This window comes from Brevibacillus brevis (genome assembly GCF_022026395.1).
GTDB lineage: Bacteria > Bacillota > Bacilli > Brevibacillales > Brevibacillaceae > Brevibacillus.
The window spans coordinates 4,568,717-4,591,297 of sequence record NZ_CP041767.1 but is presented as its reverse complement, the minus strand read 5'-3'; the positions used below and the strand labels follow the sequence as shown (position 1 = coordinate 4,591,297).

General features: G+C 46.5%; 20 protein-coding genes and 1 pseudogene. 20 read left to right on the top strand and 1 reads right to left on the bottom strand.

The genetic code is table 11. The annotated features are described in order from the left end of the window. Nucleotides 1–13 precede the first annotated feature (13 nt). The 15 genes and pseudogenes from FO446_RS21790 to FO446_RS21720 all read left to right on the top strand — a co-directional run bounded on the left by FO446_RS21790 (nt 14) and on the right by FO446_RS21720 (nt 16,213). Nucleotides 14–5,995 carry an RHS repeat-associated core domain-containing protein gene (locus tag FO446_RS21790; RefSeq protein WP_237899021.1) on the top strand — a complete coding sequence of 1,994 codons (5,982 nt, stop codon included), beginning with the start codon at nt 14–16 and terminating at the stop codon, nt 5,993–5,995. A gap of 63 nt (nt 5,996–6,058) precedes the next feature. Then, the gene (locus tag FO446_RS21785; protein WP_237899019.1) at nt 6,059–6,712 is read left to right on the top strand and encodes a hypothetical protein; all 654 of its coding nucleotides are present in this window, start codon (nt 6,059–6,061) and stop codon (nt 6,710–6,712) included. A 213-nt stretch (nt 6,713–6,925) separates the two neighbouring features. Continuing rightward, on the top strand, nt 6,926–7,471 hold the full coding sequence (locus tag FO446_RS21780; RefSeq protein WP_330873257.1) for a CbrC family protein: 546 nt from the start codon (nt 6,926–6,928) through the stop codon (nt 7,469–7,471). Nucleotides 7,472–7,840: 369 nt separating this feature from the next. Continuing rightward, nucleotides 7,841–8,260 carry a hypothetical protein gene (locus FO446_RS21775; RefSeq protein WP_237899018.1) on the top strand — a complete coding sequence of 140 codons (420 nt, stop codon included), beginning with the start codon at nt 7,841–7,843 and terminating at the stop codon, nt 8,258–8,260. An 81-nt stretch (nt 8,261–8,341) separates the two neighbouring features. Then, a complete protein-coding gene (locus tag FO446_RS21770; RefSeq protein WP_237899016.1) occupies nt 8,342–8,878 on the top strand; it encodes a hypothetical protein in 537 nt (178 codons plus the stop codon). Nucleotides 8,879–8,956: 78 nt separating this feature from the next. Further along, a pseudogene (locus FO446_RS21765) lies at nt 8,957–9,424 on the top strand (DUF6985 domain-containing protein). A 280-nt stretch (nt 9,425–9,704) separates the two neighbouring features. After that, nucleotides 9,705–10,400 carry a hypothetical protein gene (locus FO446_RS21760; RefSeq protein ID WP_232774323.1) on the top strand — a complete coding sequence of 232 codons (696 nt, stop codon included), beginning with the start codon at nt 9,705–9,707 and terminating at the stop codon, nt 10,398–10,400. Between the two features lie 185 nt (nt 10,401–10,585). Then, nucleotides 10,586–10,825: a DUF7660 family protein gene (locus FO446_RS21755; RefSeq protein ID WP_173610763.1), complete on the top strand. Its 240-nt coding sequence runs from the start codon at nt 10,586–10,588 to the stop codon at nt 10,823–10,825. 228 nt (nt 10,826–11,053) lie between these two features. After that, nucleotides 11,054–12,523, top strand: coding sequence for a contractile injection system protein, VgrG/Pvc8 family (locus FO446_RS21750; protein ID WP_237899015.1), 1,470 nt, complete (start codon nt 11,054–11,056; stop codon nt 12,521–12,523). Between the two features lie 15 nt (nt 12,524–12,538). Next, nucleotides 12,539–13,642, top strand: coding sequence for a pentapeptide repeat-containing protein (locus tag FO446_RS21745; RefSeq protein ID WP_173610765.1), 1,104 nt, complete (start codon nt 12,539–12,541; stop codon nt 13,640–13,642). 15 nt (nt 13,643–13,657) lie between these two features. Beyond that, the gene (locus FO446_RS21740) at nt 13,658–14,179 is read left to right on the top strand and encodes an imm11 family protein (RefSeq protein WP_173610766.1); all 522 of its coding nucleotides are present in this window, start codon (nt 13,658–13,660) and stop codon (nt 14,177–14,179) included. Next, a complete protein-coding gene (locus tag FO446_RS21735) occupies nt 14,176–14,805 on the top strand; it encodes a hypothetical protein (RefSeq protein ID WP_173610767.1) in 630 nt (209 codons plus the stop codon). The genes FO446_RS21740 and FO446_RS21735 overlap by 4 nt, the downstream gene beginning before the upstream one ends. 26 nt (nt 14,806–14,831) lie before the next feature. Beyond that, complete coding sequence (locus tag FO446_RS21730) at nt 14,832–15,113, top strand: hypothetical protein (protein ID WP_229088133.1); 282 nt, start codon at nt 14,832–14,834, stop codon at nt 15,111–15,113. A gap of 39 nt (nt 15,114–15,152) precedes the next feature. Continuing rightward, nucleotides 15,153–15,428, top strand: coding sequence for a hypothetical protein (locus FO446_RS21725; protein ID WP_173610769.1), 276 nt, complete (start codon nt 15,153–15,155; stop codon nt 15,426–15,428). Nucleotides 15,429–15,574: 146 nt separating this feature from the next. Beyond that, nucleotides 15,575–16,213 (top strand): immunity protein Imm33 domain-containing protein, encoded by a 639-nt coding sequence (locus FO446_RS21720; protein WP_173610770.1) that lies wholly within the window; start codon nt 15,575–15,577, stop codon nt 16,211–16,213. Here FO446_RS21720 and nfi read toward each other — a convergent pair. Continuing rightward, complete coding sequence (gene nfi / locus FO446_RS21715) at nt 16,210–16,896, bottom strand: deoxyribonuclease V (RefSeq protein ID WP_173610771.1); 687 nt, start codon at nt 16,894–16,896, stop codon at nt 16,210–16,212. The genes FO446_RS21720 and nfi overlap by 4 nt on opposite strands. Nucleotides 16,897–17,062: 166 nt before the next feature. On the opposite strand from nfi, the gene rbsK reads away from it, so the two are divergent. The 5 genes from rbsK to FO446_RS21690 all read left to right on the top strand — a co-directional run bounded on the left by rbsK (nt 17,063) and on the right by FO446_RS21690 (nt 22,545). Beyond that, complete coding sequence (rbsK, locus tag FO446_RS21710) at nt 17,063–17,965, top strand: ribokinase (RefSeq protein ID WP_237899014.1); 903 nt, start codon at nt 17,063–17,065, stop codon at nt 17,963–17,965. Nucleotides 17,966–17,976: 11 nt separating this feature from the next. Continuing rightward, the gene (locus FO446_RS21705; protein ID WP_237899012.1) at nt 17,977–18,339 is read left to right on the top strand and encodes a cupin domain-containing protein; all 363 of its coding nucleotides are present in this window, start codon (nt 17,977–17,979) and stop codon (nt 18,337–18,339) included. A gap of 147 nt (nt 18,340–18,486) precedes the next feature. Continuing rightward, nucleotides 18,487–19,083, top strand: a complete 597-nt coding sequence (locus FO446_RS21700; RefSeq protein WP_173610773.1) for a TetR/AcrR family transcriptional regulator — start codon at nt 18,487–18,489, stop codon at nt 19,081–19,083. 65 nt (nt 19,084–19,148) lie between these two features. Then, nucleotides 19,149–20,288: an MFS transporter gene (locus FO446_RS21695; protein ID WP_221868032.1), complete on the top strand. Its 1,140-nt coding sequence runs from the start codon at nt 19,149–19,151 to the stop codon at nt 20,286–20,288. A gap of 118 nt (nt 20,289–20,406) precedes the next feature. After that, nucleotides 20,407–22,545: an ATP-dependent Clp protease ATP-binding subunit gene (locus FO446_RS21690; protein ID WP_221868033.1), complete on the top strand. Its 2,139-nt coding sequence runs from the start codon at nt 20,407–20,409 to the stop codon at nt 22,543–22,545. Nucleotides 22,546–22,581 lie beyond the last annotated feature (36 nt).

The window sequence follows — 22,581 nt, the reverse complement described above, 5'->3', positions numbered from 1 at the left end:
TGAGGGGGATTGTATGAATACGACAGAGAAGCTGGCTGGATACGAGAATATTCAGTTGGTCTCACCCTTTGAAATCCAAAGCCTACAAGATGTCAGAATCGTGAAGAAAGTCAATGAGCACGCGAGACTGTTCGTCACCGGTATCATCCCGGAGGAAAAAAGCGACCGCTACATTGAGATGGCGACGAGTGAGGATACAGTCGCGCTAAATTTGGTGGAAAACGGTTCGCTTACAAAGACGCTGTTCAAAGGACTCGTGGATTCCGTCAGTGTCAACTTTGTTCACGGCGTGTACCATTTGGAGCTCGAAGCGGTCTCGCACACGCAGCGAATGGACGGACAGCGCAAGATGCGCTCTTTTCAGCATAAACAAATGACGTATGTCAGTCTGCTGGATGAAATCACGAAGGACTATCCCGGCTCGGATTATTTGGACCATGCTTCGAACGGAGCGCCGCTTGGGACCATTGCCATCCAGTATCAGGAGACAGATTGGCAGTTTTTAAAGCGATTGGCCTCTCGCTTTGGTTCCATTCTCGTCGCTGAGGCAGTGGCAGATACGCCCAAGTTCTGGTTCGGCTTGCCCGAGGGACGTACTGCTCAACTGACAGACGCCAGCTACACCATTAGCAAAAGGCTGTCTCCCTATATGGAAACGACAGAAAACGGCTACGCGGCAGGTATGTCGGAAAACGATTTTCTCACCTATGAAGTAGAAAGCGGACAGGTCCTCCAACTCGGAGACCGCGTGAACTACCAAGGCAAAGAGCTGGTCGTCGCGGGATCAACAACAAGGATCGACCATGCCCTTCTCATTCACACCTATCAGCTCATGCCCGAAGCAGGCATTCGTCAAAACCCTATCCGCAACGATGACATATGCGGCGCTGCTCTGGAAGGCAAGATCATCGACATCCAGAAGGACACCGTCAAAATCCACCTCGACATCGATCCGAAGCAGCCCAAGGCAGAGGCGAGTTGGTTCCCGTATGCTACGGTCTATTCGGCAGAGGGCAACAGCGGCTTTCACTGCATGCCGCAAATGGGTGACTCCGTCAAGCTGTACTTCTCCACACCAGATGAAGAAGGCGCCATGGCAGTCAGCTCCGTGCGAAAAGGTGGAGGCAGCACGGCGAAGACGGGCAATCCCGGCATCAAGTACTGGGGAACCAACTTTGGCAAAGAGCTGATGATGGGCGGCAAGGAGCTCGTTCTTACTGCAAAGGAGAGCAAGGAAGGCAATATTTTTATCAAGCTGCATGAAGAGGACGGTATCGAGATTCACAGCATGCATCCGATCGTATTTTCCTCGGAAAAGGATATGGAGATTACGTCAGACACCAAGGTTGAGATTAAGGCCAAAGAAGCGATCTACCTCATGTGCAGCACCAGCAGCATGATTTTGGACGGGGAAGTGGATCTTCAAGCACCGAAGATTGAGATGGTTGGGCTGACGAAGGCGCCTGTGGTTGTGGAGGATTTGCCGCAGGAGGAGGAAGAAGAGGAAGTCGTTGAAGAGGAGCAGGAGGAAGAGGATTCTGGATGGGGCTTCCTCGATAGCTTACAGCTTGGACTCGATATCGTGGGGATGATCCCTGTCATCGGGGAAGTAGCAGACGTCGTCAATGCGGGGATATCTGTCGCGCGTGGCGATTATGCGGGTGCCGCTATGTCCCTTGCAGCTGCGATTCCAGGTGCGGGTACGGCAGTGACTGCGGCAAAGCTGACGACGAAAGCAGTGAAGGCAACAAAAGCGATGACCAAGGCAACGAAAGCGGTAAAGGCAGCAGACAAAGTACTGGGTGTATCTAAAGCGGTAAAGGCGACGGCCAATGCAGCAAGCGCAGTGAAAGGCAAGGTCATTACTGCTGCGCGGAACATTCAGGAGAGTATGGACAAGCTTGCCGCTGTGCAGAAGCTGAAGAAGAGCATGGTCGGCAAGTTCATGCAGAAACCTATTGTGAAGGAAGTGCTAAAAGAGGCGGGATCTGAGGTATTAGATTATGCGACGGATGGTGTCTTCTCAACCGTAACGGGAATTGCCGGGCGCCGTAAAAAAGTTCGTGTGACTTATAAGAACACTGATAGGCTGAAAAAGCGGAACATCAAAAAAGCGAAGCTGAAAAGTTGCCTTCGAGACCCTATCCACGGAGGCACCGGAGCGCAATTTATCGTTCATCCTGCCCTCAAGCTGTATGGAGCCGAGACGTGGACGTTTGAGCTGCATTACAACTCCCTGCTTTTGCAAGAGGGAGCACTGGGAAAAGCATGGACACACAATTACGAAATGCGTCTGGAATTCTTGGATGAGACACGCGAAGAAATTACGGTTTGGTGGAATGCTGGCCGCGCCAATACCTTTACTCGTGTTCAGGACGGCTTATACCGGTCCAGTGATGCGGACGTCTTTTTTGACGAACTGCGGGAAAGACAAGACGGCTATACGCTGTGGGTCAAGGAAACGAGAGAGACGTACGATTTTGCCAGAAATGGACAAGCACTTCGCCATACGGTAGCTGCCGGGATGTCGCTGCTCTTTAGCTATGACCAGCATGGCAGGCTGAATCGCTTGACAGAAGAACGGAGTCGTCGAGCGTTTTCACTGGAATATGGGGCGGATGGCTTGGTGTCAGCATTGTCCGATGGGACTCGTTCCCTTCGCTTTTCGTATGATGCCGACCGCAGGATGACTCGCTACACCAATCCCAATGGTGTTGTCACTGACTTGTCCTATACAGGAAATGACCAACTGGAATCTCTGGCATCCGATGGCGTCATCGTCTATACGAATACGTTTGACGAGGAAGGACGCATCATCTGCCAAACAGACGCGGCAGGCATCCCAGGTTATATTCACTATGATACCGAGAGCCGCCCGGACATGATGGTCACGACCTTCACAGACGGAAATGGGCATGTCGAGGTTATGGTCCATGACGACAATGGCCAATTGCTGGAGAAAACCGAGAAGGATGGAACGGTCACCAAATACTCCTATAATGAGTGGGGACAAACGACTTCTGAAACAAACGGAGCGGGCGAAACAACCACTTACACGTATGACCATCGCGGGAATCTGGTAAAAGAGACAGATCCTCTTGGCAATACAACGACCTATACGTACAACGAAAATGACCTCATGGTAGCAGAAGAAGACGCGGAAGGCGGAGTCACGACCTACGCCTATGATGAACACGAGCGGCTGGTCAGTATTACTCGACCAGATGGCTGCACCTCTTCCATCGGGTATAACGAGCACGGGCAAAGAAGCACTTATATTGATTTTACGGGAGCAAAAACTACTTATCATTACGATGGACAGGGAATGCTTGTTTCCGCTCAAGACCCAGAAGGGCGTATCTTCCGTGTTGGCTTCGACCCTACAGGTAGGATGACAACCTTTACAGATGCTTTTGGGGGGGCGCTGCGTCAGGTATTCGATGCCAATGATAATCTTGTTGGTGTCATAGATCCTCTTGGAAGGATGCATTCCTTCACCTACGATACACAGGATTGTCGGGTAGAGGAGACTACGCCGAGCGGAGTATCGACGAAGATCGGATATACGATTACAGAAAAAGTAGAATCCATCACGAACGTCTATGGTGAAGTCACTCGTTATGAATATGACAAGGAATGGCAGATCGTTGGGGTGGTAGATCCAACCGGAGCGAAGACCAGTCTCGAACGCGATGCCATGGGCAGAGTGACGTCTGTCACCGATCCTTTGGGGAACACCCAGCGCTATGAATACGATGCAGCGGGACGTTTACTGGCTATCTATGATGCAACCGGACAGAAAGTGAGCGGTCTTACCTATGATGGCGCAGGCAATATTCTTGCCCATATTGACGGACTCGGACGAACAACCCAATACCAATTCAACAAGCTTCATCAAGTCATTACCACAACAAATGCGGCTGGACAAAAGAATAAGTTCTCCTACGATGCAGCCGCACGACTGACAGAGGTATTGGAAAACGAATCAGCCGTCTACAAGCAGCAATACGACGCAGAAGGCCGCCTAACGAGCTATACGGATGCCAATGGCAATGCCACCATGCTCTCCTACGATGCCAGTGGTTTGCTTTTAGCTGAACGCAATGCTACCGGAGAAGGAACGACCTACCGCTATGACAAGCGCGGATGGCTGACCGACAAGACCAATGCGCGCGGTCAGGAAACGCACTACCGCTACGATGCAGCCGGACAGCTCATTGAACAGCAGGACGAAGCGGGGACTGTTCGCAGGACTTTCGACGCCGAGGGTCGCGTGGTAAGTGTCAAAGAAGATGGAAAAGACACCAAGCGTCGTACCTACGATCTTTTGGGACGAATCGTCTCTAGTACAGATCAGTATGGGAATACGCTACAGTACACCTACGATGCGGGAGGCAGACTGGCAACGCTCGTCTATCCAGATGGCAAGAAGGTTCACTATTCCTACGATCTCGCAGGTCAATTGACCAAGGTCACAGACTGGGCAGGTCGTGTCACAAGGTACACGTACGATGAAAATTACCGCCTCATCCGTACAGACCGACCAAACGGTACGGTAGAGCAGCGTCACTATGACGCAGCCGGACAGCTTCTGCGTCTTTGGGATCAAAATGCGCAAGGCGTCATGCTCCAGCAATATCGGTTTGTGTACAACGAGCTCGGGCAGATCATCCAAGAGGAAGAAAAGCAGTATACCTATGATGCCCTGCGGCGTCTGACGAGCGGAGCCATGGCAGGGCGAAAGATTCTCTATACCTATGACCAGGGCGGGAATATTACCGCTATTGGGGATTCAGCTTCGAGTCTTGCTACGGCGATGACATACGCCAAGGACAATCGGTTGGATACGGTAGATGGTCAACCTGTTCAGTACGACGAGGACGGCAACCTTCTGTTACTACCGGGCAAGCTTCAGCCAGAACCGTATGCGTATGATGCACGCAATCGTCTCGTCCGTGCCGGACAAGCTCGCTACACCTATGATGCCGAATACGTGCGCACCTCCATGACATGGAATGGTAAGACGACACGTTATGTGGTTGACCAAAACGCCGATTTGACTCAGGTTCTTATGGAGCTGGAGGAAAGTGGAACCGCCAGAGCGTATTATGTATATGGACTGGGCCTCATTGGTCGTGAGGATGCGCAAGGCGATTATTTGTCCTATCACGCGGATACGCGCGGAAGCACGACCCTGTTGACCGACGAGCATGGTCGAGTCACAGACCGTTATACCTACGGTTTGTATGGTGAGCTGGAAGCACATGAGGGCAGGACAAAACAGCCGTTTTGCTATAACGGCCGAGATGGAGTCATGACCGATCCGAATGGGTTGTACTACATGCGGGCGCGGTATTACCATCCGGGATTGAAGCGGTTCCTGAATCGAGATGTGCTCCAAGGGGACATGACGGACGGGCAGACGTTTAACCGGTTTGCTTATGTGAATGGGGATCCGATTGGGTTCATTGATCCGTTGGGGTTGATGAAGTGTGAAGATAGGCAGCGAGTTCTGGATAATATTGCGGCGAGTAAGGCGGCTAGAGCATCTTCAAAATTTAGTTTATTAGGTAAAGGAAACGCACGTAGTAATCCAGCGACATACTATTCTTATGATGAGCTACACGCTAGACTTAAAGGAGCAGGTTTGACAGGGAAAAATATGGGATTTGAGGCACACCACCTATTATCGAAACAATTTGCAAACAAATTCGGACTTTCAAAAGGTGAGATTATTTCAGTTCCGCTTACACCTCTACACCATAGGGGATCGGGGGGAGCTAAACTGGTAGGTGCTGGAAAAAATATTAATGATGCGATTCAAAAAGAACTGAAAAAAATTACAGGCTCATTAACAGAAAGAGCGGCTATTAAAAATTCTACCGCTGAACAAGTTTGGCAAGCCCATCGAAACGTCTACGAGAAAATGGGACAGGGTGATTGGGCAAAAGCAATTTATACAGCCTATGTAAAACCAAAAGGTATTCGATATTAGCAGACTTTACATTCGGAATTGTAGTGTTTTTGGCAAAGAATAGTTGATGGAGGGAGTATATTTATGGACTTTATCCAGGTTATTACAAATTTCCAGAGGAATTTTATAAGAGACGGAATGGACTCTAATGAAGTAAAAGGAGCTTTTAGGGAAGCCAATTTAGCGGATTTGAATTACTTAATGGATCTATATGGAACGTATAGTGAATCATCTATGTTTTACGAACAAGATGCGCTAGAAGAGCTAAAAAACTATACAGTAAATAACACAGTGATTGAGTTTTACCGTAAGTATGAACCTCATAATCTGCCCACATTAAGTGGTGGAATAAGGCTATTAGCGTTAGAATCTTTAAAAGTAGAAAACGCATCTGCATCACCTAGTATGTATCTAATTAAATTTGGCCTTCTAACAATTGCAACTACAATAGGAGGACATGCTATATGTCTCGACTTAAATACCGAGAATAATAATGAGCCGCGAGTAGTAATAGCAGATCAAGCTTTTTGTTCTTATAATGAAGATTTAGATTTGGTAGAGTGCGTAATTGTGCCAGATGGTGTTGCCGAGAATTATGCCGATGATGAACCTATTATTTTGTCCTATTCTCTAATCGAACAATGTCTCCCAGAAATAGCTGTGTCCTTTAGTGAATTTTTAGTGAATCTATCACTTGAAAAATACGAGAATGTTGAGGAGGATTTCTTGATTATATAGGTAGAGAAAAAGTGATAACTTGATACTTATGAATGGATGATTAGGAAAAAAGTTATAGTTAGTTAATATAGCCTTGTTAAGGTTTTAACCTTAGCAAGGCTATTTCATACTCGTTAGTACTTTATCGAATACTAAATATGTTTTTTCTAATTAGGAGGAGTATTTTATATGAATAACCTACCAATATTTAAGTATCAGCCAAGTGCATAAGATATTGGAATATTCAAAAATGTCCGTGCACAAAAATGCAGTATTTGTAATAAAGAAACGGAATATATATACATGGGACCATTTTATTCAATAGACGAAGTTGAAAATGTTTGCCCATGGTGCATTTATGAAGGAACTGCTACTAAGCAACATAATGGTGTCTTACAGGCAGCCGTGGAATATAAGGATAAGTTGTTGTCTGTGACTTATGATGACGAATCCAATGAGTATATGTATTTTATAGGATACGATGAGGTCGAACAGTTTGAAGATGATAAACTAGAGGAGCTACTCTTTCGTACCCCTGGTTACATTTCATGGCAGGAACCACAATGGCTAAGCCACTGCGATGAATTTTGTGCTTTTATTGGATACGTGAATAAAAGTGAGCTATCAGCGATGAAGATTGATTTACGAGATGAAGAATTATTAACACTTAAGAGAAATTATGGCGTCGATACTTTGGATCAAGTAAGTGATGATTCAGGAATATATTTGTTTCAGTGTCTGAAATGCGGACAACATAGAGTTCACATTGATCACACATAATTTGTGAAAAAAATGGTGTTACTAGCTAGCTAGTTAGAGTTGTTTCTAGCATGTTTTCGAAAATTTATTATTAAAGGCCCATCCCAATTTTTTAACTAAGTTGGAATAAGCCTTTTTTGTATCTTCCAGCCATAGGTTTGTGTACAACTGATAGGCAATTGGGCATTGATAGGGGAAGTGAGACACCTATGATGCCAAATGCGTGCGCACTTCGAGGACTTGGGGCGGAAGGCGGACACGGTATGTGGTCGACCAAAAAAACGCTAACCTGACCCAGGTTCTTGTGGAACTAGAGGAAATTGTAGGACCGAAGCGTAGTATGTATTTGAAAAAACTAAGAAACCACCAACACCAAGGTAGGTGAATAAAATGTTCAATATTAATATTGATACAAATAAATTAAATAGTGATTTAGAAAAAATATCTAGTTGGGAAGATTGGTACAATATTGAGAAAGAAATATTTCACACTGATGAATGGCCTAGAACATCCTTTGATAGATTAGAAGAAGATCTGGATAGACCAGTACAAATAATAGAGGGGTGTGAATGGGAACCAACAACTGATTCGTATGATATTTCTCCTGAAGTTAGTCATTTATACGAAAAAACCAGACAAAAAGTATTTGCTATACTCGAACCAGAAGCGGATGAGGAAAATAAACAACACCCGGAATTATACGGCAAAAGGTGTATCTATTGTAGGATTTGGACAAGGGATTTTTCGAAACAAAAATGCCCAAAATGCAGTAATGAGTTACTAAAATTTCCACTTAATGAATGGGATTAGGATTAGATATTCCTTTTCTAAAATGAGGGCTATTTTATAGTTTTGAGAGGAAATATCGAACCTTGATGAAAGGTGAAAATTATGACCGAATTGTTAATCGAAAAAATCGATGAACTTGCTGAGATATTAAGTGATGACCCATTCAATCTGAGCTTTGCTGAAATTGTTAAAAGTGCCACTTCAAAACAATTCACAAATACCGATTGTAGTATTTTGAAAGATTACTACGTGATTACAAATACATATGAGATAGTAAATGGAGGAGTTATTATTATATTTGGTCAAGGGAGAGTTAACACTATTCAGTTCTATGCAGAGGACATGCAAAGCTTTGACGGTGATTGGATGTGTATAGGAAAAATTGAAAGATACCCTCTATTTATTAATAAGGCAGATGGTCAAGTAGCTTGTTTATTAGGAGATCCACTCGATCAAAATTATGTTTTGGAATCATATGGAGACTTCCTTAACTTTTTAGAAAACTATCTTTTAGGGGAACAATATAGCGAGATTGGGCTGAAGTTAGTTGAATCTGGAGGGAGTATAGGTACCATTGGCTCTAAAGATGATGAATGGTACAAAGTGCTAGAAGAGATTGGGTACATAAGAAGAGCTTGAGGATTACTCAAACCAAATAGGTACGGTATTACACTGAAATTCATGATGAGGAAAAACAGCAGGGAAGGAGAGTGTGTCATGATCATAAATGATTCGGTTTTTGGTGAACTTTCATACTTTCTTGTCTGGTCAAAGCACATGACCATTCATTTTTGCGGGAAAGAAACCGAGATAGCACTCACGGTGAAGGGTGAGGAAGGCGGTAAATTTGATGAAGAACAATACATGGCTTATCAATCACTCATGCAAAATTGGGAGCACATACAACAGAGTGTTTTGCAAGCGATCCTCGACTACTACATGCAAAAGCGGCATGAGCTCGGGTATGATATTGAATACTAGGAAGATTATCCCCTAATTGAAACACAAGACCAACTATTAGAAAGGGTCGTTTTGCTTGTAATTGTTGTTCCCTATGGCGATATTTTTGAAGGGCGAGATATCGGATTACTCTTCGATTACACTTGGGTCGAAGAAAATGGTTTAGGACTTCGCCTTCTAAATGAAGAAGTAACGGAAGTAGGCTTCCAGGATGTTGCTATTTAACCTTTTGTATGAAGAGTGGAATCATGATAGACGAGAATGTTGTACTCTAAATGATAGCAGGAATTCTGGAAGTGAAACTAGATAACACCAAGAACAGTTATATCAAATAGCTTTCTCTGAGTAACAATCCAGACCCGCCCAGGCCTTCCCTGGGCTTTTTGCGTTTTCCCCAAATCCCACACTTTCCCCTTACTTTTCACGAGGTTATCCCGTACATTCCCGGCGCCCATACGGTACGATTTATTTGCAAGAAACAATAGGAGACAGGGAGTGTTCACACATGAAAAAAATGCTTTCCGTATCTGTAGTCGCAGCGTGCTTGTTGGCAACGAGTGCGGTAGGAGCTTTTGCGGCGGAGAAAGAAGGAAAAGGAGCAGGGTGGAGCAGCCTGCCTGAAGTTCAAGCGCTAAAAGCACTGCAAGTAGAGCAAAAAGCTCTCCAAGATAAACTAGAGGCTCAAACCCAGACTAACAAACAAGCATGGGACATTCTTTGGGGCGATGTGACGCCAGAAGTACGTGAAACCGTGAAAAGCGCGCTGGCAGAGACAAAGCCACTCCGCGAAGAGAACAAGGCGCTGTCTGCTGAATTGAAAGAAGCGAAGAAAGCAAAGAATAAAGAAAAGGTAGCGAGCATCAAGGCAGAAATCGCCGCAAACCACACCGCCATCGAAGAAAAACTGGCGCATATCCAAACAGAGTTGACCCAGGTAAAAGAGAAAAAAGCGTCCTTCAAAGAGATGAATCAACAATTGAAGCCAATCCGCACTGAAAAGAAAGAGAACAAAGAGCAAGCAAAAGAATTGAAAGCAAATGAGAAAAACACAGTGAAAGAAGCAAAAGAAGCATTCAAGGCTGGTGACAAGGAGCCAGCAGCGACATCCTTGAAAGAGGCTGCTAATTTGTTGAAAGAACTGATACAGGTACAAAGCGAGATTTTGGAGCAAAAGCAAGCAATTTCCGAGATTATTCAATAAGGAACGTCTACGAGAATAGTGACAGCCCGAATCCTGTTATTGACTAGACAGATGTTCCCCCTCACATAAGAGACAGAAAGTCCGTTGCACACCAGCGGGCTTTTTTCATTCCCCAATTCTTCAAGCTCCGTTAAAACATCTATAATAAAATGGAAGATAAAGACATGGAGTGGGAGGAGTTTCACATGGATATTCTTGAGAGAGCGAGTACGGTTGAGAGTAGAGAGGATATGGTTCAATTCATTTCTCATTTGATTAAGGATTATCAGCAAAATAAAAAAGAGTGGGCGAATATGTCCCTTGAAGAGTTCCTAAGTGGGATGGAATCATGGATTGAGGATTGTGATAATATGTTAGCTGATCTTGAAGGTGTAGATTGGAATTTGTTTGCTACCATTTTAATTGCAGGAAGCCGTTATGAATAAATAGGAAACGAATTCAAGGGTCTGCGACGATTTTAAGGGATATTAAAGGTACAAAGCCCCTCTCCTTGCCTCAAAATCATATCATTCAGGACTAACGACCCATTCAAAAAATCCCAAATAATACCGATTGTAAGATTGTATGTAAAATAATGGTCTTATTTGGAAAGGTGAATCCATTTCCCTAGGAGCATCGGAGGAGGGGGATTCATCTGGCAGGGAGGGGATACCATGAGCAATCGAACACTCACTTATGGAGATATACAAGTTTCGCCCTATGAGTTTACGCATTTGCAAACGATGAAAGTCGTGAAAAAGATGAACGAGCATGCACGACTGACACTCACGGGGATCATTTCTGAAGAGCGAAAAGATAGCTACGTGAACCAGACAAATGCGCAAACACTGATCAGCGTGGCACTGGCTGATGAATCGGGCAAGCCGAAAACATGGTTCCAGGGCATCGTTTTGCGCGTCCATGTCAAAGCGGTTCGCGATATTTATTACTTGTCGCTGGAGGCTATTTCTCATACGTATTTGTTGGATGTCAAAACGAGAAAGCGTTCGTTTCAAAACCCGGCGATGACTTATGCGGGGCTCGTGAAAACGGTGCTGTCCGGGTACGGAAAAGCTGACTTTATTGACTCAGTTACGAACGGCAAAGCTTTGAATACTTTTGTGATGCAGTATGAGGAAACCGATTGGCAGTTTCTGAAGAGGATGGCATCGCGTTTTTATACAGGTTTGATCCCGACAACGGCTTTTGACATTCCCAAGTTTTATTTCGGTTTGCCAAAAGGTCAAGATAAAGGAAAGCTGGCCGTTAGTCATTATACGGTGCACAAGCGTGTCGGGGATTATCAGAGTGATGCGGAGAACAAGGTTCCGGGAATCGATGACCAGGACTATACCGTGTATGAAGTGCAAAGCGAACGAGTGCTGGAGGTAGGCAATGAGGTGAATTTCAAATCCAGACCACTTGTCGTCGGAGAAGCGGTCACAGAGATGAAGGGAGGCATTGTCACGCACACATACAAGCTTTATCCGCGGCTAGGTCTGGCGCGTAAAAAACAGTATAACCATGCGATCATCGGGGCGTCCATCCAAGGCCGGGTGCTGCAAGTCCAGAAGGACAATGTGCGGGCCAAGCTGGACATGGATGATCAGCAGGATCAGAGTACGGCATACTGGTTCCCTTACTCCACCATTTATGCCTCCGAGGATCAAACCGGATGGTACGTCATGCCAGAGCTGAACGACCAGATTCGGATTTATTTCCCGAGCAAAAAAGAAGAGGACGGTATCGCGATCAGCTCTGTTCTCAAGGAAATCCCAGACGATGACAAGCCATCTCCCAAAAAGAAAGCCACACCGAAAAGCAATGCAGGTGGAGGTGGTGGTGGAGACCGGATGAAGGACCCTGCTGTAAAGACGTTTCGTACCAAATATGGCAAGGAAATCGTGCTGGCTCCTGATAAAATTGTGATCACGACAGGAGATATGTCGATCACGATTAGTGATACGAGTGGAATCGATATCAAGAGTAGCCAGAACGTGAATATAACGGCGGATAAGGACATGAAGCTATCAGCTGCTTCTCTTCATATTAGTGCCGATAAAATAGAGCTGAGTGGAAAAGGAAATACGATCAAACTGGAAGACAAGATCGAGCTGAAAGGTTCGGAAATCAAGATGAACTAGGGGGCACTTGCATCGATGAAGAAAGAGGAAGCGCTCCAGCATTTGAACGATAACACCTTCCGGCCAGCACTGGCTGAAAGCATAGCCGCAACCGAGCGCTATTTCCAGCAAAACAAGGAACAGCTCGTCCGGGAGTTCGTGGAGTCTTTTCGGCAAATGCTTCTGCATATTGAGTTCATGCAGAGCAACGAGGAGCTACCCCCTGTCGGTTTTATTCACTACTCATTGCTGCGGACAACCGTATTGGATGGCACGTACACACTTTTGATAGAGGCTTATACGGAGCAATGGTACTGGGAGCCAGTGGAATGCTATGCACGTTACAATTCTGCATGGGCTTTGCAAGAGGCTTCCAAGCTCATTTCGCTACTGGACGAACGCCGAAAAATGTACATGGGGATCATACACGCTGCTGATGTGGAGTATATGGTGCTAAAGGAAATGGAGCTATTCGGTCAGTTTGTCACAGCGCTTGCCCGAGTAGCGATTCCGGAGCTCATTAAGCTGCCTGAGTACCAACAGATTAGGAAAGCAGATCGTCTGTACATACGAGTGGGGGAATTCAAAGACATCAGTGAAGTGGTGTACGTAGATGAGCGGAACAAGCGGGAGGAGAAGGAGAGTAGAAGCTTGCTTGGGCAACCGAAAGGAACGTTTTGCACCCATGAAACATTCGCCTACATGGATTTGCCGCGAAGCATGGTAGAAGCATTAGATTTGCGCTATTGCGATTTTAGCGGCAGTAATTTTGCAGACAGTCAGTTCCGTGAGTGTGTCCTATTCGGAACAAGATGGGTAAAGAGCAAGCTTCAACGCACAGATTTCAGTCATTCGCTTCTTTGTGATGCCGATTTTCGTCATGCTGACTTGAGTGGAGCCATCTTCTCTTATGCCGAAGGACAAGGAGTCAGTGCGGACGAGCTGCATCGTGTACCGGGCTTACTCGGTGTCCAATTTGCCTATGCTGATTTGCAAGGAGCGGATTTTCGCCATTCTCGTCTGTATCATGCGAATTTTCATGGAGCGAATATGCAAAATACCGTTTTTTTCGAAAAGGATCGTGGGCGTTTTGCATTGAGTGAAGCACAGATGCAGCAGATTGAGTGGAAAACGGAATAAAGGAGGCGGGATGACATGCGCGATTATTATTTGCTAGCAGATGACAGTCGAATCGCTCAAAAGGTTGTACCAGCGGGTCTGGGGCTGCAAAAGGAAAACACCTTCGAGCAACTCCCGCCGATATCCGTTCTTGAGGTCAACGCGGATGGTACCCACGCCTACACAGATTGGTTGGAAAAGCCACTGCCGATGATTTCGGAGCGGATGAAAACCATTACTGCCAAATACAATCCGAGCGTACAATGGAAGCGCGTCGATTTGATTGACAGTGAAACCAACCTGCGAAACGTCTACTGGGTCATGCAAGTACCTGCTGTAGATTGCCTTTCCATGGAGACTGCGTTTCATTTGAATGGAACGGTAAAGAGACTTGTATTAGATACCGATAAGATAAAGGCACATCATTTCTTTAAAGTTCAAGGGATCTTGGAGCCGTATATCGTGGTGAGTCTGGATGCTGCGGAAAGCTTCCTTCGCAGAAGCTTGAACGGATTTGTTTTGCAAAAAGTAGAGCAGGCACTGCGGAGGGAGCTATGACGATCTACTGGGATGAAAAGATTTTGGATGTATGGAACAGTATCCAGGCACGGCGTCAACTCGCTGAAATGGAAGAACAGCAGGTGAAATTGACGCTTGCCGAGTGTCTGGATGGCGTGCGAAAAGGCTGCCTGGAGTACGAAGGACGCAGGTTCGAATTCGCGGAGAATATCCTCTTTGACGGGCAGCTTGGCATTCAGCTGCCCCGATCGATGCAGTTCATACCGAGGGGACGCGGGTCAAATAGCGCAGGGAATTCTCAGCACGAGCAGATTTCCTATAAAGAGGAAGAGAGCGCGGTCATGCTTGGCATGAATCATATGGCACATCCGTTGCCGATGAGCGGCGTGGAAACGTTTGTGCAGGCGATGACAGCACAAGTCAAAAAGGCGCAGGCAGGCTTGCAGGTTGTACATCATGAGCTGATCGAGCTGAATGGATGCAGAGTTGCCTGCAGCGAATTCATTATCCCGGTCGAGGACAAAACCTACTATCAAATCTTGTTCGCGACATCAGTAAACGGGCGGGCACTTCTCGGGAGTTTTCATTTTGAGTCTGAGGAAGTGCTCGTGTGGCAGCCTTTGGCCCATGCGCTGATTCGCACGCTGCGGGTAGAGAACGTTTGATCATGACAGAACAGGGAGGTTTCCAATTGGAACAGCAGCAACATCAACAGCAAATGCAAGTGAGCGTGCCTGAAAATGAGCGGGTCATGTCGGTCAAGGAATGGTTGATTACTTTTTTAATTATGATGGTGCCCGTGGTCAATCTCGTGATGTATTTCGTTTGGGCATTTGGCAGTGAAGGCAATCTAAACAGAAAGAACTGGGCAAAAGCGAACTTGCTGATTATGGGCGTTTGCATCGGGTTGTACTTATGCGTATTCTTTTTTATTCTGATCTTGGCATTCATTGGAGCATCGGTTGAACAATAGCGAGAACGGTGGATTGGCAAAAAATCTGGAGGGTATAGAATGGATCACCAAACGCATGTGGAAGGAAGCGTAGCGGAAAACGAAAAGGTCATGACGATGAAAGATTGGATAATCGTCTCGTTGTTCATGATGATTCCGATCGCGAATATTGTTTTGTTATTTGTGTGGGCTTTTGGTTCAGATGGGAATCTGAATCGTAAAAACTGGGCAAAAGCCGGCTTGTTGTTAATGGCGATTCTTTTTGGTTTATATTTCGTATTTGGTACGATAACCGCAATTATCACGTTTATTTTAATCGGCATGGAAGGGCAATAAGGGACGATACAAAGGCAACTACAAGGCATATTCCAACTCGAATCACCGAGGAGGAACATGCCTTGTTTTTTTACACGGAGGTTTTCTCCTATTCGTGTTATCCTGAAGATAGTAGCAATTCCGATCATGCAGAAAGGGAGAGGTACATGTCAGTTGAGAAAGAGACCCGACTCTGCCAACGCTCCAAACAGATTCATAACCGTACATTTGTCGTGACCTGCCAAGATTTTTTGGTGAAGCAAGCAGACTTTCTGTTGGACGTATTCTCTGATGTAGAAGACGAGATGGGTCCGATCAAGAACGGTGCGAAAATTCAGGTAGGATGGACCATCCTGCTGGTTTTCGAACGGGATGGGTGTATGGAGATCATGGCACCCGACTACGGGGCGAACCCTTTTTCCGAAACAACTTCTGACCTGACTGTGTCCTTGGTCGTGCAAATGGCGCAAAACAACTGCTTGCAAACGGTGCGAGCAGAAGGGGAAGCTGCTTTGTTCCAAGATAAAATTGTGGTGGCAAAAGGTGCATTTGAACAAGAACACGTCTATTTGCAGCGTGCAGAGGATGTTCGAAAAGGTGACTCCGGGTGGTATCTTGGGCCTGTGGAAGGCGAAGTAGACAGTGACCAGCTAAAGTCATACTACGTTTACCAACTGCTAGAGCTACGTCCCTCTCTTTTGCAGGCGATGGCTCTGCCACGAGGCTACATTGTCGTTTTCCAAGGAGATCAGATTGAAGCAGTTCTGGACGAGCACGATGTGAATGTATGGCCGACACTCCATTAGCGGCTGCTATTTAACTCCGCTGATACTTTATTCACGAGTTGATCCGCTTGGCGTGTGGTTTCGGGCAAACGATATTTGGGTGAGAGCGTGGTGATCCATGCGCATGCGGTTGGCAAAGAGATTCCGTGCCCGATTGAGACGAATATCGGTTTGATATTCGGTTGTGTGCGCAAGACTCCGCCGATGATTTCACCCTGATCGAGCAAAGGGGAATACGCACCTCTTACCTGTGCTGGTTCTTCGTATTCTCCTAGCAGTCTCGTTTTTCCACAACCAATGGTAGGAATGTCAAACAGGACGCCCAAATGACTGGCGAGTCCGAATCTTCGCGGGTGAGCGATTCCTTGCCCATCGCAGACGACGAGCTGTGGTGTTGTTTTGAGCCCCTTGAATGCACGTACCAACGGAGGCAGCTCTCGAAAAGAGAATAAGCCGGGAATATACGGGAATTCGACGGTGTCTTGAATGACGACAGACTCGACGACTTGCAGGGAAGTGGCGTCGAGGATCAAGACACCAGCAACTAACAAATCAGACTCGGCATGATAAGCGACATCTACCCCGGCGATAAAGCGTACGTCCGCGAGTTGATCTTCTTTTTTTACTTGCTGGGCTAGCTGTCGTTGTAAGTTGATGGCCTCTTGCTCATCAATGTTCCAAGGATGTTGGATAATCGGCTCCATCTGGTTACCTCCGGATGATAGAAGATTGGTTCATTATATCGAATAGATGAGCTATGCTCCAAGTCTTAGGAACAATCCCGAGAAAATACGTTGACTTCTTGAATGAAAAGCACTATTTTGTAACCGACCGAATCATCATGTTCGAGATTAGCTAGGAGGGCTCGTCGTGAAAATCGCAGTAGTAGGAAGCATCAATATGGATCTCGTAACCCATGTACATCATTTACCCAAAGCAGGAGAAACGATCGCAAGCCATCACTTCGAGCTGATCCCGGGTGGAAAGGGAGCGAATCAGGCGGTAGCAGCGTCTCGCCTGGGTGGGCATGTCTCCATGATTGGAATGGTAGGAGAGGATGAGAACGGCCGAGTTATGCTGGGAGGGCTAACAGATGCGCACGTTCACATAGAGGGGATCAAATGCTCAGGTACGACAGGCATGGCTTTTATCAATGTAAGTGACGATGGGGAAAATAACATCGTGCTTGTTCCAGGAGCGAATGCGCTCGTCAGCACAGAGCATATTGCAGACCATTTGTCTATTTTAAAGGACAGCGACGTCGTATTGCTCCAATTGGAAATCCCGATGCCTGTCGTGGAATATACAGTCAAAGAGGCGGCTCGACTCGGCAAGCTGGTCATTTTAAATCCGGCACCTGCACGCAAGCTATCCAGCGAGCTATTAACTCATGTACATACCTTAACCCCAAATGAAACAGAGCTTTCTATTCTCACAGGAATGCCTGTATCCACGATAGACGAAGTGCATGCTGCTGCCAAAAAGCTTTTGTCTGGTGGACCAAAGCGCGTCATCGTGACGTTGGGGGAAAAGGGCGCTCTCTTAGTCACCGCCGATAAGGCGACCCATATCCCTGCTTTCCGCGTAGAGCCAGTGGATACAACTGCGGCAGGCGATTCATTTACGGCAGCTTTTGCGGTTGGGATCACACAAGGAATGACCGAAACCGAAGCGGCCACTTTCGCCAGCAAAGTCGCAGCGATTGTCGTTACAAGGAATGGTGCGCAGCCATCCCTGCCTACTGTTGATGAAGTACAGGCATACTCTTTTTAATGGAGGGGAAAATGGTGGAAAAGGTCAATTTAGCTGAAAAATTTTCGTTATTCCATGAGCATTGGAGTCCCAAAATTGCAGGAGAAATCAATGACTCCTATGTAAAGCTAGTCAAATTAAAAGGAGAGTTTGTCTGGCATCAGCATGAAAATGAGGATGAAATGTTTTTAGTAGTGAAAGGGAAACTGCTTATCAAGTTTCGGGATAAAGATATTTGGTTAAACGAAGGGGAATTTGTCATTGTTCCAAAAGGGGTAGAGCATATGCCAGTTGCAGAGGAAGAGGTTCATGTATTATTGCTTGAACCAAAGTCGACGCTGAATACTGGAGATCAAGTAAACGAAAAAACAGTAACTGATTTAGAGAGAATATAATCAATGAGCAAGCCTATTTTGAGAAATGATTTTCAAAATAGGTTTTTTCTTTATGCGTAGTTACAGTTGCGGATAGTTCATTTGTTGACCGAGCGGTACATAATGTGTAAGATTTCCATAACAGTTGGAAACGAAAGGAGGATTCCGGTGAGCAAACGCGGCAGACCTCGTGATTTTGATTACGCGTCCATCGTAGATGTGGCTATGAAAACATTTTGGTCAAAAGGCTACAATGGTTGTTCTACACATGATTTATGCAGTGATACTGGACTGGGGAAAGGCAGCTTGTACAATACGTTTGGCAGCAAACAGGACCTGTATCTCGCAGTGGTGGAACACTATCACGATACCGGGCTTCGTGAACAGCGGGCATTATTGGAGAGTCCGGGTTCTGTGAAAGAACGGTTGCAAAATTTTTTGGCTTGGGCATTGGTGGAAGACTTTGAATCTACGAATCCAAAGGGGTGTTTGCTGATCAATGCGGGATTGGAACGGGCAAAAGAAGATCCCAAGATTGAAGAAATTGTCTCCAGACATGTTGAACTTCTGAAGCAGACCATGGAAAAAGTGATGGAGGAAGGCTTGCGAACGGGCGAAATCTCCAAAAAACGATCTGCGGTGGATTTGGCAAGCTTATTTTTAAGCAGTTACTACGGCTTTCGTGTGTTGAATACATCCACACAGAATCGGACATTGGCTGAACAAATCATGAATGGCACGATAGAATCTATCTTCGGCGCGTAATGCGCTCTTTTTTTGAGTGATTTTTGTACCGATTGTTACAATAATTAGATAAGGAGTGTTCCTTAATGCCGTCGATTATTTATTTGTTAGCGGTAGCGATTTTTGCGATGACGACTTCTGAATTTATGGTGGCTGGGATGATGAATGAACTTGCCGATGATTTTGGCGTGTCGATCCCATCCATCGGGTATTTCATTACGGCGTATGCGGGGGCAATGGTGATAGGAGGTCCCGTCCTGACAGCAACTCTCTTGCATATTCGCCGAAAACAAGCGCTGCTTTCTTTGGTTGCCGTCTTCTTTATTGGTCAAGCGTTAGGGGCAATAGCTTGGAATTACGAGTCGATGATGCTTGCTCGTATCCTAACGGGTATCGCTTCATCCGCAGCGTTTGGTATCTCCGTCAGTATTTCAGCCAGCTTGGTTCCCCCTCATTCACGGGGAAAGGCTGCTTCGATTGTCTTGGCAGGCTTAATGATTGCTACTGTCATCGGGCTCCCTCTGACAACCGTGATTGCACAATATTTCGGCTGGAGAATGAGCTTTTGGGCTGTTGCGGTAGCCGTATTATTATCAGGGATCTTGATTCAATGGATGCTCCCTTCCTCTGCACAAAGAGACCAGATGAATGGAAAGGATGAGCTTGCCAGTTTTCAAAATCCACACCTTTGGGCCGCGTATGCAACGAGTATGCTGATCATTGGTGGTACGTTCGCAGCGTTTAGTTATTTTACTCCGATTCTTACCGGTGTAACGGCATTTTCGGATGCGAGTATCCCGTATTTGCTTGCCCTTTACGGTATCGCGACCGTGATCGGAAATAGCGTGATTGGCAGACTTGCCGATCGTTTTACCATGCGAATCCTTGTAACGGGAATAAGCATACTCCTAGGGGCATTGGTTCTGTTTGCGGTAGGTGCCGAAAATAAATGGATCGCAGTGCTGTCCATTGTTCTGATTGGGTTGACGGGCGTAGCGATGAATCCGGCCATGATTGCACGCGTTATGAAAACAGCAGGCAGTGGGACGATGGTAAACACGGTACATACTTCCTTTATTACATTGGGAGTTGCCATTGGTTCTTCTTTAGGTGGGATCGGAATCAGCAGTGGCTATGGACTTGTTTCACCATTGTGGGTAGGTGCTTGTTTAGCTGTAATCGGGTTACTTTCAATCGTTCCCTACCTGAAAAAGAGCAAAGTTTAAAAAACCATACAATCCCTCTTGAAAGTCAAAGAAGGTCAAACTATAATAAAGTCAACGAAGGTCAGAAAAGGTCAAAGATCTTCTGAATTCCAAAACAAAGCTTTTGGGGGGATTGAATATGCATTGTGAAATCTGCAAACAACGTGAAGCAACTGTGACTGTTCATATACGTGTACAAAATCAGCAACAAAAGTACGATCTGTGCCAGGATTGCAAAACAAAGCTAACTAATAAAATGGGAGTGGGCATGGGCTTTAGTCCTTTCTCCTCCTTCTCTGGACTGGATGAGTTCCTGCAAGGCTTTGCCCAAGGTCGGGTGAATCCAGGCAAGTCTTCAGGCCAACCGCAGCAACAATCACCAGAGCGCGGTGGAGGCATCCTCGATGACCTGGGCCGTAATCTAAACGATGCGGCACGTGCCGGACTGATTGACCCTGTGATTGGACGCGAACAAGAAATCGAGCGTGTGATTGAGATTTTGAACCGACGTAACAAAAACAATCCAGTTCTGATCGGGGAGCCAGGCGTCGGGAAGACGGCGATTGCGGAAGGCCTCGCTCTGCGCATTACGGAAGGGCAAGTACCGACCAAGTTGAAAAACAAGCAGGTGTACATTTTAGATGTCGCCTCTCTGGTGGCAGGGACGGGAATACGTGGACAGTTCGAGGAAAAAATGAAGCAAGTAATTGCCGAGCTGCAGAAACGCAAAAACGTCATCCTGTTTGTGGATGAGATTCATCTCTTGGTGGGAGCAGGCTCTGCGGAAGGCTCCATGGATGCAGGGAACATCCTGAAGCCTGCACTGGCTCGCGGTGAGTTGCAATTGATTGGGGCAACTACGCTAAAAGAGTATCGCGTCATTGAAAAAGACGCTGCTCTGGAGCGCCGCCTGCAGCCAGTTATGGTCAAAGAACCAACCGTAGAACAAGCCATCGAGATTTTAAAAGGATTGCGTCCGAAATACGAAGCATTCCACCAAGTCGCTTACTCGGATGATGTCATCCGTGCCTCCGTGGAATACTCCCATCGTTACATCCAGGATCGATTCTTGCCTGACAAGGCGATTGATCTCATGGATGAAGTGGGCTCGCGCTTGAATCTGAGATCCTCAACGGTTGATACGACAGAGCTGCATGAGCGGCTGGCGCAAATCAATCAGGAGAAAAAAGAAGCGACGGAGCAAGAAGCATACGAACGAGCTGCCCGTTTGAGAGACGAGGAAGCGGGTATTTTAGAGAAGCTGGATCAAATCGAAGGCACGGAGCAACGCGTCCAGGTTGACGTCACAGACATCCAAGCCTTGATCGAGCAAAAGACCGGGATTCCGGTAACCAAGCTGCAAAGTGATGAGCAGATGAAAATGAAGAACCTGGCGGCCCATTTGGAAGCAAAAGTTATTGGTCAATCCGAGGCAGTCACACAAGTAGCGAAGGCGATTCGACGCAGTCGTGCAGGCCTGAAACCGAAAAACAGACCGATTGCTTCCTTCCTGTTCGTCGGTCCGACTGGCGTAGGGAAAACAGAGCTGTCCAAAGCGCTGGCAGAGGAGCTGTTTGGTACCCGCGATTCGATGATCCGCCTCGATATGAGCGAGTACATGGAGAAGCACTCGGTATCCAAATTGATCGGTTCTCCTCCTGGCTACGTCGGTCATGAAGAAGCAGGTCAATTGACAGAGCGCGTACGCCGCAACCCGTACAGCATTATCCTGCTGGATGAGATTGAAAAAGCACACCCGGACGTGATGCACATGTTCCTGCAAATTCTGGAGGATGGTCGTCTGACAGACAGTCAAGGCCGTACGGTGAATTTTAAGGAGACGGTTATCATTGCGACGAGCAATGCTGGTGTGAGCGAGCGTAAAATCTCCGTTGGCTTTGGAGCACAGGCGCCTGAGCCTGTCACCGTGCTGGATTCTCTGGGAGCGTACTTCAAGCCGGAGTTCCTGAACCGCTTCGACTCGATCATCTCCTTTGCCCATCTGGAAAAACAGGATTTGGTCAAAATCGTCGATCTGCTGCTGCAAGATGTCAAGGGCAATCTGTCTGAGCAAGGAATGGAGATCAGCGTGACAGATGCCGCAAAAGAAAAGCTGGCTGAGCTGGGCTACAATCCTTCCTTTGGGGCACGTCCATTGCGTCGCGTGATTCAGCAATACGTCGAGGATGGCATTGCGGACCTGGTGATGGAAGAAGACAATGTGACAGCTATGGTCATTGATGTCGAGGACAATGTAATTCGTGTGAAAAAAGGATAACAGTCGTAAAAAAAGAAACCCCGATCGGGGTTTCTT

Excerpts from the sequence above, each read along its gene's own strand:
- FO446_RS21790 (WP_237899021.1), top strand. The coding sequence starts at position 14 with ATGAATACGACAGAGAAGCTGGCTGGATACGAGAATATTCAGTTGGTC.
- FO446_RS21785 (WP_237899019.1), top strand. The coding sequence starts at position 6,059 with ATGGACTTTATCCAGGTTATTACAAATTTCCAGAGGAATTTTATAAGA.
- FO446_RS21775 (WP_237899018.1), top strand. The coding sequence starts at position 7,841 with ATGTTCAATATTAATATTGATACAAATAAATTAAATAGTGATTTAGAA.
- FO446_RS21770 (WP_237899016.1), top strand. The coding sequence starts at position 8,342 with ATGACCGAATTGTTAATCGAAAAAATCGATGAACTTGCTGAGATATTA.
- FO446_RS21760 (WP_232774323.1), top strand. The coding sequence starts at position 9,705 with ATGAAAAAAATGCTTTCCGTATCTGTAGTCGCAGCGTGCTTGTTGGCA.
- FO446_RS21755 (WP_173610763.1), top strand. The coding sequence starts at position 10,586 with ATGGATATTCTTGAGAGAGCGAGTACGGTTGAGAGTAGAGAGGATATG.
- FO446_RS21750 (WP_237899015.1), top strand. The coding sequence starts at position 11,054 with ATGAGCAATCGAACACTCACTTATGGAGATATACAAGTTTCGCCCTAT.
- FO446_RS21745 (WP_173610765.1), top strand. The coding sequence starts at position 12,539 with ATGAAGAAAGAGGAAGCGCTCCAGCATTTGAACGATAACACCTTCCGG.
- FO446_RS21740 (WP_173610766.1), top strand. The coding sequence starts at position 13,658 with ATGCGCGATTATTATTTGCTAGCAGATGACAGTCGAATCGCTCAAAAG.
- FO446_RS21735 (WP_173610767.1), top strand. The coding sequence starts at position 14,176 with ATGACGATCTACTGGGATGAAAAGATTTTGGATGTATGGAACAGTATC.
- FO446_RS21725 (WP_173610769.1), top strand. The coding sequence starts at position 15,153 with ATGGATCACCAAACGCATGTGGAAGGAAGCGTAGCGGAAAACGAAAAG.
- FO446_RS21720 (WP_173610770.1), top strand. The coding sequence starts at position 15,575 with ATGTCAGTTGAGAAAGAGACCCGACTCTGCCAACGCTCCAAACAGATT.
- nfi (WP_173610771.1), bottom strand. The coding sequence starts at position 16,896 with ATGGAGCCGATTATCCAACATCCTTGGAACATTGATGAGCAAGAGGCC.
- FO446_RS21705 (WP_237899012.1), top strand. The coding sequence starts at position 17,977 with ATGGTGGAAAAGGTCAATTTAGCTGAAAAATTTTCGTTATTCCATGAG.
- FO446_RS21695 (WP_221868032.1), top strand. The coding sequence starts at position 19,149 with ATGCCGTCGATTATTTATTTGTTAGCGGTAGCGATTTTTGCGATGACG.
- FO446_RS21690 (WP_221868033.1), top strand. The coding sequence starts at position 20,407 with ATGCATTGTGAAATCTGCAAACAACGTGAAGCAACTGTGACTGTTCAT.